The organism is Papillibacter cinnamivorans DSM 12816, assembly GCF_900176335.1.
GTDB classification, from domain to species: domain Bacteria; phylum Bacillota; class Clostridia; order Oscillospirales; family Oscillospiraceae; genus Papillibacter; species Papillibacter cinnamivorans.
On the sequence record NZ_FWXW01000004.1, the window covers coordinates 1 to 15,623 of the forward strand.

The 15,623-nt window shown below is 56.7% G+C and carries 12 protein-coding genes; 5 read left to right on the forward strand and 7 right to left on the reverse strand.

Features of this window, described 5'->3' with window-relative positions:
- Positions 1-148 precede the first annotated feature (148 nt).
- Genes B9A13_RS06795 through B9A13_RS06805 form a run of 3 tightly spaced genes read left to right on the forward strand, consistent with a single transcriptional unit; the run spans position 149 to position 2,155 of the window.
- Positions 149-355, forward strand: coding sequence for a helix-turn-helix transcriptional regulator (locus B9A13_RS06795; protein ID WP_084234401.1), 207 nt, complete (start codon positions 149-151; stop codon positions 353-355).
- Positions 352-813, forward strand: coding sequence for a hypothetical protein (locus B9A13_RS06800; RefSeq protein ID WP_084234402.1), 462 nt, complete (start codon positions 352-354; stop codon positions 811-813). Before B9A13_RS06795 ends, B9A13_RS06800 begins: the two co-directional genes overlap by 4 nt.
- A 4-nt stretch (positions 814-817) precedes the next feature.
- Positions 818-2,155: a B12-binding domain-containing radical SAM protein gene (locus tag B9A13_RS06805; protein ID WP_084234403.1), complete on the forward strand. Its 1,338-nt coding sequence runs from the start codon at positions 818-820 to the stop codon at positions 2,153-2,155.
- A gap of 58 nt (positions 2,156-2,213) precedes the next feature.
- Here the strand turns inward: B9A13_RS06805 and B9A13_RS06810 are convergent, their stop codons facing one another.
- The 5 genes from B9A13_RS06810 to B9A13_RS06830 all read right to left on the reverse strand — a co-directional run bounded on the left by B9A13_RS06810 (position 2,214) and on the right by B9A13_RS06830 (position 8,847).
- The gene (locus tag B9A13_RS06810) at positions 2,214-2,603 is read right to left on the reverse strand and encodes a cupin domain-containing protein (protein WP_084234404.1); all 390 of its coding nucleotides are present in this window, start codon (positions 2,601-2,603) and stop codon (positions 2,214-2,216) included.
- Positions 2,604-2,848: 245 nt separating this feature from the next.
- Entirely contained in the window at positions 2,849-5,122 is a 2,274-nt protein-coding gene (locus tag B9A13_RS06815) for an S-layer homology domain-containing protein (protein WP_084234405.1), read from the reverse strand.
- 100 nt (positions 5,123-5,222) lie between these two features.
- Positions 5,223-6,401 carry an ABC transporter permease gene (locus B9A13_RS06820; RefSeq protein ID WP_084234406.1) on the reverse strand — a complete coding sequence of 393 codons (1,179 nt, stop codon included), beginning with the start codon at positions 6,399-6,401 and terminating at the stop codon, positions 5,223-5,225.
- Positions 6,398-7,096 (reverse strand): ABC transporter ATP-binding protein, encoded by a 699-nt coding sequence (locus B9A13_RS06825; RefSeq protein ID WP_084234407.1) that lies wholly within the window; start codon positions 7,094-7,096, stop codon positions 6,398-6,400. The genes B9A13_RS06820 and B9A13_RS06825 overlap by 4 nt, the downstream gene beginning before the upstream one ends.
- Positions 7,097-7,161: 65 nt before the next feature.
- A complete protein-coding gene (locus B9A13_RS06830) occupies positions 7,162-8,847 on the reverse strand; it encodes an RND family efflux transporter (protein WP_084234408.1) in 1,686 nt (561 codons plus the stop codon).
- Positions 8,848-9,339: 492 nt separating this feature from the next.
- Here B9A13_RS06830 and B9A13_RS06835 point away from each other — a divergent pair, with 492 nt between their 5' ends.
- Both B9A13_RS06835 and B9A13_RS06840 read left to right on the forward strand, forming a co-directional pair.
- Positions 9,340-11,760 (forward strand): S-layer homology domain-containing protein, encoded by a 2,421-nt coding sequence (locus tag B9A13_RS06835; RefSeq protein ID WP_159448051.1) that lies wholly within the window; start codon positions 9,340-9,342, stop codon positions 11,758-11,760.
- A 200-nt stretch (positions 11,761-11,960) separates the two neighbouring features.
- On the forward strand, positions 11,961-14,456 hold the full coding sequence (locus tag B9A13_RS06840; RefSeq protein WP_084234410.1) for an S-layer homology domain-containing protein: 2,496 nt from the start codon (positions 11,961-11,963) through the stop codon (positions 14,454-14,456).
- A gap of 180 nt (positions 14,457-14,636) precedes the next feature.
- Here B9A13_RS06840 and B9A13_RS14085 read toward each other — a convergent pair whose 3' ends face one another.
- The gene (locus tag B9A13_RS14085) at positions 14,637-14,798 is read right to left on the reverse strand and encodes a hypothetical protein (protein WP_159448052.1); all 162 of its coding nucleotides are present in this window, start codon (positions 14,796-14,798) and stop codon (positions 14,637-14,639) included.
- 344 nt (positions 14,799-15,142) lie between these two features.
- Complete coding sequence (locus tag B9A13_RS06850; RefSeq protein ID WP_084234412.1) at positions 15,143-15,400, reverse strand: hypothetical protein; 258 nt, start codon at positions 15,398-15,400, stop codon at positions 15,143-15,145.
- Between the last annotated feature and the right edge of the window lie 223 nt (positions 15,401-15,623).

Sequence of the window (15,623 nt, forward strand, 5' to 3'; positions counted from 1 at the left end):
TTTCTATTCCGGGAAAGGGTTTGTCCGGGCCGGAAACTGGGATATAAAATGCACAGCAGGAGGCTGCGCGTCAAGTAAACTTGACACGCAGCCTCCTTTCTGTTATACTGCATGTAAGGTAAACATGACATGCGGGAGGGGTGCCCATATGAAAAATCACGTCCGGAAGCTTCGGGAGGAGCGCGGGCTGACCCAGAAGGAACTGGGTGAAATCGTCGGGGTTTCCCGCCAGGCCATCAACGCGGTGGAAACGGGGAAATTCGATCCCTCCATCTGGCTGGCACATGATCTGGCGCGATATTTCGACGTGTCTGTCGAGGCTTTGTTTTTATTCAGGGAGGAGGATAGAAAATGAAGGAACTGATCAGAAATCCGGCTGTCAATGCGGGGTGTATCGGTCTCTTTACCGCCTTTTACAGCCTGGTGTTTTTCGTAACAGCGGGCAATGTAGAATTCAGCCGTACCCTCTACTACAGCGCGGTGAGCAAGCAGGCGGTGCCTTTTTGGAGCGAATGGAGCGCCTTCCTCGCAGCGGGGCGTCATATGGGGATTGCGTATGCCATGATAGGACTTACCGTCCTTGTAATTCTGCTGCTGATAAGCCACCGCAAAAAATACGACGAATATCACGCCGCCGTGCTGGCCCGGTGCTTCACCGTGGCGCTGGCCCTCACGCTGATAGCCATCGCCGTTTTCTACCTAATGATACTCAGCGATGCAAACGGGATTGTGGAAAAGTTCACCCTTTTCGTTTCCATCCACTGGTCCACCGTGGTGATGGCGGATCTGGCATACGTCCTTTGGAGCAGGTAAACCCATGAGAATCCTGCTCATACAGCCAATGATGAACATGCGCCCCATGGACACACGCCTGAAAACCCGGATGTCGCCCTCCCTGGCGCTGCTTACCCTCCTGCGCCTGACACCGGAGGGCAACGAGGTCATTTTGATTAACGAGAACCTGCAGCCTCTGGATTTCGATAATCCGGCCGATCTTGTGGGCATCACGGTAACGCTGGATGTGATGCCACGGGCCTGCCGGATCGCCGAAGAGTTTCAAAGGCGGGGGATTCCCGTTGTCGCGGGAGGAATCCACATTACCGCTTGCCCGGAAGAATGCCTGCCGCATTTTGACGCAGTCTGCGTGGGGCCTGCCGAACGCGTTTGGGCGCGGATGGTTCAAGATGCCGCCGGCAAACAGCTCAATCGGATTTACCGCGACATGGAGAATTTTCGCGGGGAGGAACTTGCCTCCCCCCTGTACGGCGGAATCGATACGAGCCCATATCTATACTCCAACGTGATTACTACAAGCCATGGCTGCCCCAACCGGTGCGATTTCTGCTATAACAGCTGCAAAAATCGGCTGTATGTGCGCAGGCCGATTCCGGATGTGCTCTCCGATATCAAAGACCTTAAAACACGGCATATCCTGTTTATAGACGACAATTTTATCGGAGACGCCTCTTATACGAGACTACTTCTTCAGGAGCTCCGGGGCATGAACCTGAAATGGAGCGCAGCGGTGACGACAAAGATTCTTGACTTCCCGGAATTGCTGGATCTCATGGAGAAAACCGGCTGCCAGAGCCTTTTCATCGGTTTTGAGACTCTCAATAATTCAGCGCTGCAGGGCGTGCACAAGGACAACCGGTTTGAGAGATACGAGGCCCTGATTAAGGCAATCCACGATCGCGGAATTATGATCAACGCAAGTTTGGTATTCGGCTTGGACGGTGACGGGCCGGAAGTGTTTCCACGGACGTTGGACTGGCTGGTGAAAAACCGGATTGAAACCATGACCGCCCATATCCTCACGCCGTATCCCGGTACGGAGTTGTACCGGCGAATGGAAGCCGAGGGGCGCATCACACAGCGGGATCTGTCCCAATACAATACCGCCCATGTGGTGTTTGCCCCCCGTGATATGACGGCTGAGGAACTGTACAATGGGTATCTGTGGATGTACCGGCGGTTTTATGCCTTTCGCAGCATCCTGCGCCGCATGCCTCAAATGAAAAAGCAGCGAATGTCCTATTTGCTCTTTAATCTCCTGTACCGGAAGTTCGGAAGACTGACCGCCATATTGGCATGGCTTGTATCCATGGGCGCCCTGGGCCGCTGGGCGGCAAGGCTGTCCTACCGGATCCGGTAAAAACCACAAGAAGGCGCGGCCGGTTAAGCCGGCCGCGCCTTCTGTTGATAAGTATAGTTTATTGATCCTTCTGCTTTGCCATCTCCAGGACCATCCTGTCGCCGCCGAAGGGGGGCGTCAGCACCCAGAGGAGGGTAAAGGTATCGTCCATGTCGCTGTAAATCTGGTGAAGGGTGTTTTTAGGGACATAAACGACGCTGATGGGATGCATCTCCACCATATCGTCCCCCACGCGGACATGCCCCTTTCCTGCGATGCAGATGAACATCTCGCCCTCGTCGTGGGCCCGGAAGTCGGAAGTACAGCCGGGCTGCAGCTCGGTCATTCCGCAGGCGATGTCGTGATTGGTGGGGTCAAGCTCCGGCGAAATGAGGCACCGCAGGATTCTTTCGTTGGGAGGCGGCGTTTTGACCCAGGGGGAATTTTCAAGGGTTGCGACGTAATACATGGTTGGCTCCTCCTTTTTAAAGTGAATTCAGATTCGGAGTTTCGCGTACCTGTATGCCTTGATCATACGTCCATTATACTATGCTTCCGCGGACATGCGCAATCATACTCTTCTCTGATCGGAATAGTGATGGAATTATTTTTTACACCCCGCCGGCGGCGGGGTGTAAAAATAGGTGCTGACAGTATAACGGTCCCGAGATGCCGGAGGCCGCCGTTTATTTTTGCCCGTATGCGCTGCCGCCGTCAGTTTGCCACAATCAGCCGGATCTTGCCTCCCGCAGAGGGGAGCTTGTCGTAATAGACGGTGAGGTTGTCGGAGAATCCTCGGGCCCGGGTGAGGTTCCCCCAGCTGTCGGTGGATTTGAGATAGCAGGGCACGTCGCTGGCCACCCGAAAGAGATACCCTCCCGCCAAAACCGTGACGGTTCCGGACGAATCGGTGGAGAAAGCGCTCCGCCGGATCCCGGTGATCGGGGTGAGGGAGACATAGGCCGCCAGCTTCCCGTCTATGGTGCCGGCGATGCCCCCCGGCTCGCCGTCGGTGAACATAGCGCCGGTGGCAAGAGCTTCGGAGGTGCCTCCCAAGGTTTGCACTGCAATAGTGGAGTTGTAGTCCTTATCCACTTCGGTTTCGGTTTTATTGGGAGTATACAGGAAAAATCCGTAGGTGTACCGGTCGCCTGTCACATCGTTTAAAAGAACATAATTCACGCGTCCGGTGGAGTCATATCCTGCGGAGAGAATCTTGGAGGCGGGAATGGAGGTTTGCACCAGATCGTCAAAGGAAATCTCTGAGACAGCTCCGTTCCCCACCTTTTCAAGCAGGCGGACGTTTTCTGCCAGGGAAATGGAACCCAAGCGTCTCGTATTCAGATCGAGAGACGATTCGGTGGTCTGTTCGGAAAGTCTGCTCAAAGTCAGATATCCCACTCTGAGGGAGCCCACCGTCACCAGCTGCCCAGTGAGCTGGGAGGCGGCGTATTCCTGCATGTCCGCCTTTCCGGATGCGGTGATTCCGGACAGAAGTTGGACCTCGGCTCCGGAGGTGGAAACCGATTTTACAAGCCCTACACTGGTGGCTCGGAGGACATCGGGGCTCAGGGCCCCCGCCACCTTGTGGGAGGAGGTTAAAAGAAGGGTAACGGTATCTCCGATTTTAAAACCCGAAAGTCCATCCGTAGCGCCGGGAAGTACCGCCAACTCGCAGCCCATTACGGTGACCTTACTGGGAGAGTCAACATTGGGGTAGGCATTTTCGTAAATGCCGGTAATGCGCAGATCGGAGACGCTGAAGGTTTTAGTATCGGGGTTATAGGTCGCCACGTCGTATTGACGCAGCTCGGACGCCGTTACTTCGGAACTGTTTTTCAGTATCCGGTAAGTTCCTGTGGGAAGAGCGAAAAGAGAAACAAAGGGATTACCCGAAAAGGAAGTGCCCCGGAGAATTACGGCGGCGTTCAAATCCGATGAGGCGGTGGTGAAAACCAGATACTCCAGGGTTCCTGCGGCGGAATAATAGGCGGTGCCGGAAGTGCCGGCGGAAAGGTTGATCCAGACGCCGGAATAGGTACCGGCTTCTCCGTCTACATATACGGGGGTGGATCCCGAAACCGCAAGTCGAGTACCGTCGGAACAGGTGAGATAAGTACCCGCCGCGGCGTTGAGGACAAAGTTCTTTTGAGTGGAGGCAGAAGAGGGCAGAAAGGTGAGGGCCCGGCCCTTATTGTCCAGCGCCAGCGTCCCGCGAAGCCCGATAAGGCTGTCGGGAGCGGGGTTTACCGTTTTATAGATCCCCTCGGAGCCTCCCACTACCTGGATGGCGCCGGTGGTTCCGTCCGCCGCGGTGGCGCTGTTGGAAATGAGGATCACATCCTCCACGAGAGTGCTGGAGATGGTGGAAAGGTAAGAGGAGGCGCCGCTTTTCGTGCCGGTTTTCAGAAGATTGGAAAACAGGAGCGCCGCCTGGGCTCGGGTGAGCTCCGAAGTGGGAGAGAGGGCGAGTCCGTCGGTGAGCCCGATTTCGGCCGCGGTGTTCAGATATCCGTCCGGCCAGATCATACCCACGTCGGAGTCCCCGTATCCCAGCACCCGCATGAGGATGGTGACCGCCATGTCAAACTGGATGCTGGCCTCGGGACGGAAAGTCCCGTCGGGATAACCCCGGATGATCCGGGTGGAGCCGCTGTCCACGGAGGTGGAAGCGGCCAGGTTGATATAGCCGGAGGCCCAGTAGGTACCCGGGGCGTCCGGGAAAATGGTCCTGGTTTTATAAAGCGCAACGCTGGATTCCTTTCCCATGGCCACAATGGTCATTTTGCAGAATTGGGACCGGGTCAGAATCCCCTCCGGGTTGAAGGTGCCCCCCGGAAGGCCGTTGACGACCCCCAGCATCTGAAGGGTGCCCACCGCCTGGGCCGTTTTTTCATCCGTGATATCCGGGAAGGACGCGCCGGCTGGAAAAACGGCCAGAGAGCAGAACAGGGCTGCGGCCAGCAGCGCGGCAATCAGTTTCTTCATAGGTACTTTCACCTCATCATTACTTTGCGCGGGATAGAGTCTGCCGATACGTATTTCGGCCGTTGTGCCGGTTTATCATTCGATCTGACCGGAATCCGGATTACTCTGCCCGCAGCGCTTCCACTGGCTGAAGGGCGGAGGCCTTCACCGCGGGATACAGGCCGAAACCGACGCCGATGACCACGGAGAATAAGAACGCGCCGATGGTCATGGCGAGGCTGGGGAACAGGACGATCTGCATCAGCACCTTGCCCAGTACCAAAGTCAGCAGGGTGCCGACGACGATTCCGATTACCCCGCCCATAGCGCTGATCACAGAGGATTCGATGAGAAACTGGGTGATAATGGCCCGGCGTTCCGCGCCGATGGCCTTGCGGATGCCGATTTCACGGGTCCGCTCAGTGACGGTGACCAGCATGATGTTCATGATGCCGATACCGCCCACCAGAAGCGATATGCCGGCGATTCCCCCCAGGACAAGGCTCAGCATCATGGTCTGCTGATTCCCCTGCTCCTGCCAGGTGTTCTCGCTGTATACATTATAATATCCGGTATTGGAGTCCACCCGGGTGGAGAGAAATCCGTTGAGCCGGGTGATGGCCTCCGTGGTGGCGTCCGCGCTTTTGGCCTTCACCACGAATTCCGTCATCTGGGTGGTCTTGTTCAGAAGACGATTCAGGGTGTAGGGCACCACGATCATGTTGTCCATCCAGTCGCCCCAGGAAGTCCCCTTGGATGCGTAGACCCCCACCACCTTGAAGGAATTGCCTCCGATGACGATGGTTTTCCCAACGGGATCGGCGTAGTTGAAGAGGCTTTCCTTAACCTTGGAGCCGATGACGCAGACCTTTTTATACTTAAGCACATCCATATAGGACAGATCCCGGCCGGATGCCAGCTGATAATTGCTGCAGACGGAATACTGGTCGCTGCCCAGGTAGACCTGAGCATCCGTGACGGTCTTGGTAAGATATTTCACCGTACCCCAGTAGGTGGAGTTAGGCGTCACGCCCGTAACCAGATTGTCAAGGCTCAGGCAGTAGTCGTACAGATCGCTGGTGATGTCCGGGGAGCCCCAGGTGTAAACCGAGACGTTGATTTTATTGGTGCCGAGGCTCGCGTAGTATTCCTGCATCTGCCGCTGCATGCCGCTTACCAGAGAGACCAGGACGATGACGGCGGCCACGCCGATGATGATGCCCAGCATGGTGAGGAAGGAGCGGACCTTGTTGGCAAGTATCGATTTGACCGACATTTTGAAGGCTTGGTTAGTGTTCATACCGCCACCTCCTGCCGTGTGTCTTCCACGATACGCCCGTCCATGATGCGGATTCTCCGCGCGGCGGTGGAGGCGACAGTGTTGTCGTGGGTGATGAGGATCACCGTCGCGCCTTCCCGGTGCAGCCCGTGGAGGATCTCCAGGACGTGCTCCCCGGTCCGGGAATCCAAGTTTCCTGTGGGCTCGTCGGCCATGATGATGGCGGGGCGGGTTGCGATGGCCCGGGCGATGGCCACGCGCTGCTGCTGTCCGCCAGACATTTCGGAGGGCTTGTGCCCCGCGCGGTTTCCAAGTCCTACCCGGTCGAGGGCCTCCATGGCCCTCTCCCGGCGGGTCTCCCCGCCCATGCCCTGGTAGATGAGGGGAAGCTCCACATTTTCCAAGGCGTTAAGGGCCGGGATCAGATTGAATCCCTGAAAAATGAAGCCGATTTCCCGGTTCCGGATGCGGGAGAGCTCCCTGTCGCTCAGCTCGCTCACCCTGTGCCCGTCCATGATATACTCCCCGTAGGTGGGGATGTCCAGGCAGCCCAGGATGTTCATGAGAGTGGATTTTCCGGAACCGGAGCTTCCGATGATGGCAACGAATTCTCCCCGTTCGATGGTGAGATTCACGCCTGAGAGGGCGCGGACTTCGCTTTCCAGCCCCTCGTTGTATATTTTATAGACGTCTTCCAACAGGATAAAATGTTCCATAGGCATTGTCCCCATTCTGTTCTGCGATTGAACTGAAGTCTTGCGGAAACTACCGGATTTCCCCGTCAATATCCCATATACGAGCTGCCCTGATCCACCATGAACTGGGTGAAGACCTCGGTTCCTTCCTCCACGCCGCTTACGATCTCTACATTGGTGTCGTCTGACAGCCCCGTTTCCACGGGAACGGCGTAAAATCCGTCGGGAATCTCCACGTTTTCGCCCAGATCCACGGCGTTGTCCGGGCGGCTGTCGGCCTTGATGAAAAGACACGTGCCGCTTTCCGTGTATTTGATGGCCTGGGAGGAAACCAGAAGGCAGTCGTCCTTGGAGCTGGTGACCATGGAATAGGATACATACATGCCGGACATGAGTGCTCCGTCCGGATTGTCCACCGTGATGACGGCCGGGAAATAGGACACGCCGTTTTCATATTTGCCCTCCAGGCTCACCGAGGAAACCTGCCCGATAAAGGTCATGGTGCTGTCCATTCCCTGCTGGGTGATCATAACGTCCATACCCACCTTGACGGTGTTGACGCTCAGCTCGTCGATCTGGGCGGCGACGGTCATGGTACGGGTATCGGCGATGGTGACGGCGGTGGTGCCGGAGGCGGCGGTTTCTCCCGGAACCAGGGCGCAGGAGAGCACCGTCCCGTCTATAGGAGCGACGGCTTGGAAAGCGTTCAGGGTTTTGGTTTTTTCAGCCAGGGTCTCCTCGGCGGACTCAATGCGCTTCTGAAGATCGGACATCTGCGTGTCGTACACGTCGGAATCCAGGGCCAGGAGAACCTCTCCCGCAGCCACACCGGCGTAGTCGTGGAGGTTGACCTTCAGTACAGTGCCGGCGCTCTTGGCCAGGATTTCCGATTTCCGATTATATGTAAGGGAACCGGGTTCGTAGGGATAGATGGACTCGCCGTTTTTTCCGGTGAGGGTAGCGGCGGCCTCCATGCCCTCGGTGAGAGTACCGGGATTATCCATGGCGAAGGTCACTTCGAAGAGCAGAGAGCCTTCGCTGGAAACTCTGCGGACCATTTCAATCTCCTGTACGGTGCCGGTGACCACGGCCATGGAGGAGGGAATGGAAATCTGGGCCGTCTGGCCTGCGGATATGCTGTCTTTATAGGCATAACTGTAATACTGCTTCAGGAGCATTTTGCTGTCGTCCACCAGCAGGGCGACCTTTGTTCCGGCGTTCACGGAATCCTCCGCCGAGAAATCTCCCGTTTCCAGAAGCTTTCCGGCAAAGGGGGCCCGGACCGTCAGGTTATTGTAGGATTCCTGCAGGGTGGAAAGCTCTTTCTGGAGGGAGGAAAGGGCCTTCTGCGCGTCGGCAACCTCGGTTTCCGCGTCGGCACTGTCGATTTTATAAAGAGGCGTGCCGGCCGTAACATACTGGCCTTCCGTTACGTAGACTTCCTGAACCTCGCCGCTGCCGCCCAGGACGATGGCCTCGCTGTCCTTTGGGGTTGTGACTCCGCTGCCCTCCACGGTGCTCTGGATGGAACCCCGGTAGACGACTTCCGTCAGGATGTCCTTTTTCTCCTTGGAGAAAAAGAGCTTGTAAAAGCCGAAAACGACTGCCGCCACGATCACGGCGGCAATCACTATGGCGATAATCCGCTTGGTTTTCTTCTTTTTTTGACCCGGCTTTTTTACGCCGTTCCCGGGCTTTGCGGGAACGGGGACCGACTTTTGACCCGCGTCCGCCGCCGGCTGTTCGGCGATCTGGCCGATATTCTCAGACATGCGTTTCCCTCCTAAATCTTGCTATGGCATATTATAACAATCGGTACAGGCTGAATCATTACAGAAGCATTACAAACCTATTTAGATTTTATGAAAAATGCCGACAGGACGGTACGGAGATTTCTGCTTTCGGTTTGGAAAGCTGGAAAAATCCAGAAAAAGAGCACCAGTGCATATAAGACGCAGCAGCAGGAAAAAGGTTCCTCGGATCCCGCGATATTTCATCTGAAAAACGGCTTTTTCAGCATACGGAAAAGAGCGGGCAGTAAGAAAAGAGGATCCCGTTTTTTACGGAAAGCAGGGCTTCCAGCGGCCTCTGCCAGAATTATGCCGTTTTTCCTTCCTGCTGGTCCCTTTATTTCCGCCGTGTTACGGGGGGATTACATCTGTGTTACAGATGCCGGCGCTTTCTTGACCCGGGGGAGACGAGGACATATCCTGAAGTGTAAAACACCTGCGCCTGCGCGCCGGGGACGGAGGGAGGCCGGAAAAATGAATTGGAGGAAAACTCTTTGCCTGTTTCTGGCCTGTTTTGTACTTGCCGGGACGCTCGGTCTGCCGGCGCAGGCCTCCGGCTTGACCGGGTACACCGATTCTGAGGAGATCGGATATACCCAGGCGGTTTCTCTGCTCACCGCTCTGGGGATTGTCAAAGGCACCGGCGGAGGCAATTTTGACCCTTCGGCGCCGGTTACCCGGGCGACCATGGCAAAAATGGTCTGCGTCATTTTGTCCGGAGGCTCGGATGTCCCCTCCGCTTATGTGCGCAGCGTACCCTCGTTTTCCGATATCAAAGGCCATTGGGCGGAAGGCTATATCGAATTCTGCGCCGCACTGGGTATCGTGGCGGGGGACGGGACGGGGCGGTTTCGGCCCGACGAGGCAATCACGGGAACTCAGGCGGCAAAGATGCTGCTTGTCGCCTTGGGCTATGCCCCTGCCCGGGAAGGACTGACGGGGACAAGATGGCAGCTTTACACCCTGATAGCGGCATATTCCGCCGGGGTATTCGACGGGATCGATAAAATCCCCTCTTTGGTCTTTACCAGGGACGAGGCGGCTCAGATGATCTATAATACCCTGATGAACGCTAAAACCGTTGCTTATGGGGACACGGGAAGGCAGGAAACCCAAGAGACTTTGGGCCGGGCGCATTTCGGACTCGCCGCTGTAACCGGAACAGTGGTGGAAAACGAGTACGGAAGCGTTACGGAGCAGGACGCCACATCACCGGAAGGGAAAACCGTTCTTATGACGGACGCGGGGAATCTGTTCACCCTGTTCGCTTCCACCGGCCCGGAATACCTCGGAAGAAAAATAACCGCCTATACCGAAAACGGCGACGGCGGAAGCCTGTACGGAGAACCGGAGCTTTCATCCGAAAACACGGAGGTGACCATGACCTCCGCTATGACGGGAACGGAGGTCATGGCTCAATTACGGAGTAAAGGATTAATACTTAACAGCGGGATGCCGCTGATTGTCAACTGCGGCGGGGAGGCCGTGACGGAGGTATCGGATCCGGATTTCTTTTCCAATGCCGCGGGGGAGGAGACCTCCTTCGTTGACAACGACGGGGACGGAACTGTGGACTATGTTCTTCGGATGCACCGGTATGTGGGAGTCGTGACCGGCTACAGCGCGTCACGCGGGGTCATTTCCGTCACCTCGCTGGGTACGCTGGGGCCGTCTCTTTCCGAAGCGGACGCCTGGCGGGTCGCCGGATTCGACACGGTGAAAAAAGGAGACTACATTTTATATTATACGGTCGGACAAAGAGTATTTGTAGAACCCTGCGCATCTGTGGAAGATACGGCGGAATACCGGAGGGGGCAGGCCGTTTGCGTGGGCGGAAACGAGTACGAGCAGTCCTCTTTGGTGTCCGCCGTGGACGGGACAGACACTCTGACGCAGGCGGTGACGCTAAACGACCGGTGGATCCTGTACCTGGACAGAGCGGGATACGTGGTGGCGGCGGAGCCCGCCGAGCTTCCGGAGCAATATCTGGTTGTGCTGGATTCCAACGGCGGGGAGACCATTACCGTGTTCAATCCCCTCCGGGCCCGGCTTCTCCTCGGCGACGGGACGGTATTGATTGCGGAGATTTCCGGCATCGGCGGCATGCCGGCGGGGGAAGAGAATAAAGCGCTGACGGGAAAAACCGCCGTCTACCGCTATACGGTGGACGAAGCCAGCGCCTACAGCCTTACTCGGTTGAGTTCCGGGGAGGGCTCCGTGACCGCCGGGAACATAACCGAGCTGCGGGCGGGAAGGATCGCGCTGGCGGACGGGGAGGACCCGGTTTACGCCGGCTCCGATACGGTATTCCTGGTATACGCCGGCGGGGAAGCGCATCTGCACAGGGGTTTTTTGCAGGCCCCCGATCTCACGGGCGCTGTGGTATGCGGCGTGAAGAGCGAATGCGGCGTCGCAGAGTTCCTGTTCGTCACCGGCGGGTCCCCGGCCGAACGGACGGGAGAGGATATAATCATCCTGGATGCTTCTCCCCGGGTGACTCTGGACAAGGACGGCTCGGTTGTCTATATGTATAGAGCGGCCCTGAACGGAGAGGTCACCGAAATTGCCGCTTCCGGCGAGTGCTTCGGGGAAACGGGCCTTTACCGGGCGCCTGTCTGGGCGGGAGGGCAAGTGGTTTCTTCCGGCGGACATATCGCGCCGGTTCCTGCTGCGGTCGCGGGATTCGGAATCGTGGGCACGGCGGAGAAGGTTTATCTCTGCGGGGATGAAGCCCGCGTATATGCCGTTGACCCGGAGACAGGGACGCTGAAGGAAATTTCCCTTGAAGAGATCCGCACGGACGGGGAGTGTGCGGATAAAATATGGATCATTCCCGACCCGGAGGAAGATCGTTCGGCCCTGTATGTATATGTTTTCACAGGGGAATCGGCATAGGAGTAAAGGAATTTTACCTTACATAAAACGGCAATAGAAGCGTCCGCGATGGAAAGACAAAAGTTTATACTGGTGTCATATTACAGTTATGTTACAAATGGCCCTGAAATCTTGACCGAGCGGATTGGAAAGGGTATCCTGTATGTGAAGGCAGGAGAAGTATGCTCTCCGCCAAATTTTAAAAGGAGGAAATCATTCCTATGAGAAATCTCAAAAAGGTTCTCTCTCTGGCAATGGCGCTCGCGATGATCATCGGCATCATGACGATCGCTGCCGGTGCGGTCAGCTTCAATGACTACACCGACAAAGATTCCGTGACGCACAAAGACGCGGTTGCCATGCTCTCCGAACTGGGAGTCATCAAGGGAACCGACACCGGCGCTTTCAATCCCACCGGAGCGGTCACCCGTGCAGCCATGGCGAAGATGGTCTGCGTCGCGCTGAACAAGGGCGTCGATAACGGCGCCGCCTTCGTAGGCGCGAAAGCCAGCTTCTCCGACACAGACGGCCACTGGGCCGAGGGCTACATCGAGTACTGCGCTTCCCTGGGCATCATCGCCGGCGACGGAACTGGCAAATTCAATCCCGACGCCACCGTGACCGGAGCACAGGCCACCAAGATGCTGCTGACGGCTCTTGGCTACGACGCGACCAAGGCGGGACTTGTGGGTCCCGACTGGCAGCTCAAGGCCACCGTTCTGGGCTCCACCCTGGGCTTCTATGAGGACATTGACACCCTGCCCACCGCCACTTTCAACCGTGACGACGCGGCTCAGCTGGTTTATAACGCTCTGTTTGCCAACACCGTTGGCTACAGCGTAGTGACCGGCGCCCTGGTCGTCAACGACTCCACCTTTGCGGAAGAGCGCTTCGGCCTCATCACCGTGAAGGGCATCCTGCTGGAGAACGAGTACGCTTCCCTGCAGGATACCGCTACCGCCGATGCCGGATACTCCGTTGTCGCGCTCAACGACTACGCATCTACCGTCACCGGAACAAACCGCAACAAGCTCATCAAGGTTTCCACGTCCAAGGATCTCCTGGGCCAGGAAATCTCCCTCTTCATCAAGGGCTCCTGGAACGATGCTTACAACACCCTGACCGTGACCAAGGTCTACGGCACGGCGGTCGCCACTTCCAAGAACGTTGTGAAGACCACCACCAGCGCCCTGGCTGCCGGCAGCTCCGCTTGGACCAGCTTTGTTGGCACCGGCTACACCCTGACCGGCAACGTCCTGTATGAAAACTACAATGGAACCGGCGCTACTGCACCGACCTCCAACACCATCGGAACCAAGCTCACCCTTATCGACAACAACAATGACAAGACCTATGATTTTGCCATTGCCGAGACCTACTCCTTTGATAAGGTTTCCGCCGTTACCTACAGCTCCACCACCGGTCTGACCACGATTGCTACCACCGGCGGCCTGAGCTTCTACACCTCGGCCATTGTCGGCGACAGCACCCTTGCCAAGGGCGACTACATCAACGTCGCACATATCGACAATCTGTACTACGTTGAAGCTCCCACCTCCGTGACCGGAACCCTTAGCTCCTATGTGACTGACACCACCCTCACCGTGGGCGGCGTTGCTTACAAGATCTCCAAGGCCCCTGTTGCCACCATTACGGGCGTAACAAAGGCCATTGACTATGATGTGAACTCCAACCTGGGCGCTTCCGGCGTGTTCTACTTCGATCCCTTCGGAAACGTCGTTGCCACTACCGCCGTTGAGGTAGCCAAGAACTATGCGGTGGTCAAGGCTTCCGCTAATGGATCCACTCTTGACCTTGACAGAGTCCAGCTGGTCATGACCGACGGAACGGTTGCCACCTACTATGTCAACGCCAACAGCACCCTGCAGTATGAGAATAACCTGAACAACAAGGTTGTCGTCTATGCCCTCCAGTCCGACGGCACCGTCAAGCTGACCGATCCCGCTGAAGCTTACGCCCTGGATGATAACACTTCCATCGCGGCTAAGCAGGCTGGATACGGCTACGCCCTCTTTGATGGCGACTACTACACCAACCTGGGCGAAAAGACCGCCTATGCCAACAGCACCACCGTTTACATCTTCTACGGCAGCAGCACCATCGGTGTTATCACAGGCGTGAACAATGCAGGCGCCTTCGAAATCGATACCGACGGAACCGCTCCTGATGTCTATGGTTCTGCCGTTGTTCCCACAACCACCGGAACGCCTGTCATCAAGTACGTCTTCGTCGGCTCCGCTTCCTCCAGCGCGGTCAGCTCTGCGAAGTATGCTTATGTGACCAGCGCGACCCCCGTGGTCACCGTTGAGAGCAGCGTCTACTACTACACCTACAAAGCGGCTGTGGGCGGCGCTACCGTTGACCTGAAGACCACCCAGCCCGACACCGGCACAGGCGCGATTGCCGTTGGCACGTACACTTATACCACCAACGCCAGCGGCGTGTCCACCCTGACGCCTGTCAGCTCCAGCATCGCAACCGGCGCGACGGTTACCTACGTTGATCCCGCCTTCGTGGTTGCCGGCGGAAATACCTACTACTTCACCTCCACCTCCGTGGTGTACGATGTGACCACCGCCGGCGCCGGCAGCGCTTCTACCCTTGCGGCCGACCAGGTTGTTACCATCGTGTACAGCACAAACAGCACGACCGGCTACAAGGAGATCGTGGCTGCTTACATCACCACCCAGGCGTAATTTCCAAGCAGACCTGAACCCATAAGACGGCAAGCCGTCTGAGAGGCCCCCCGCGCGAGAGCGCGGGGGGCCTTTTCGTTTCGCCCTGTATTTTAAAAGACCGATAATACCCGGCGCGGCAATAAAATCACCCGGAGGACAAGAATGTCCTCCGGGTGATGATCCCATGGATTCGCCGGCCTATTTGCCCAGAATTTTCAGGATGCGGCCCAGGAGAAGAAAGGCGCCGATGGCCGCGGCCACGAGGCCGTATTCCAGCATCCCGTGCTGGAAAAACATAACCGCACAGACAAACAAAAATACTACAGAAATCCAGGCGACGAGTCCTTTTGAACCGCCCATACGCTGCCTCCGTACCGCGGCGGACACCCCGGGGCCCCGCTGCCGCAGCTGCCGGCTTTTATCGGCGGCCGGCGCGCCGGATTCTGGCTGGGGCATGGTATTTCAAACAGAAAGAAACGCCTATTATTTATCATACTACCGCAGGACCGGCCTTGTCAAACCCGTTGAAACCGGGGATCTTTCGGCAGTAGCCGGTGTTCGAGGCGAGAAAAAATCCCTTGCCGCGGAGGGCCGAAAAAGCGCAGCCCGGAAGTAAAAAAACCGGGCAGGTTTTCCTGCCCGGTTGTGCGTGTTCCGGATTCATGCGTTGCGCCGGCCCCGGGTTGGAGCCGGTACGGCCCGGTCTATACCGCGAGCCTGTCCCGGCGGACCTTGAGGGCGCGCAGCAGATCCAGATTGGGAGGGGAGACCGAGTCGATGGATTCGTAATCCGTGCTCAGCCCGTCCTTTCCGATTGCTTCAAAGTGAAGAAAACCCGGAAAATAGCGGAGCTCGTCCACGCTCTCCTCGCAAAAGGTGATTCGGATAAAGGACTTCTGGTCTGCCGTCATTTCCTGCAGCTTTTCCAGCAGGGCGGGTATGTATACGATTGCGCTGTTCATTGGTACCTTTCCTTCTTGTCAGTATTTTTTTCGCCGTTGTTATTCTAAAATGCAGAGGAAGAAGTTGCAAGAGCGAAAAAAAAGAGAAACAGTCGAATGAAAAAATATGGAAGAATAAACAAGAAAATCAAAATACGGCCGGTGAATTTGTAGAAAAAATAACAAACGGAATGGAAGACGAGATGGGTTACGGAGATTCCCCGTGGGACATCCGAGCGGGGGA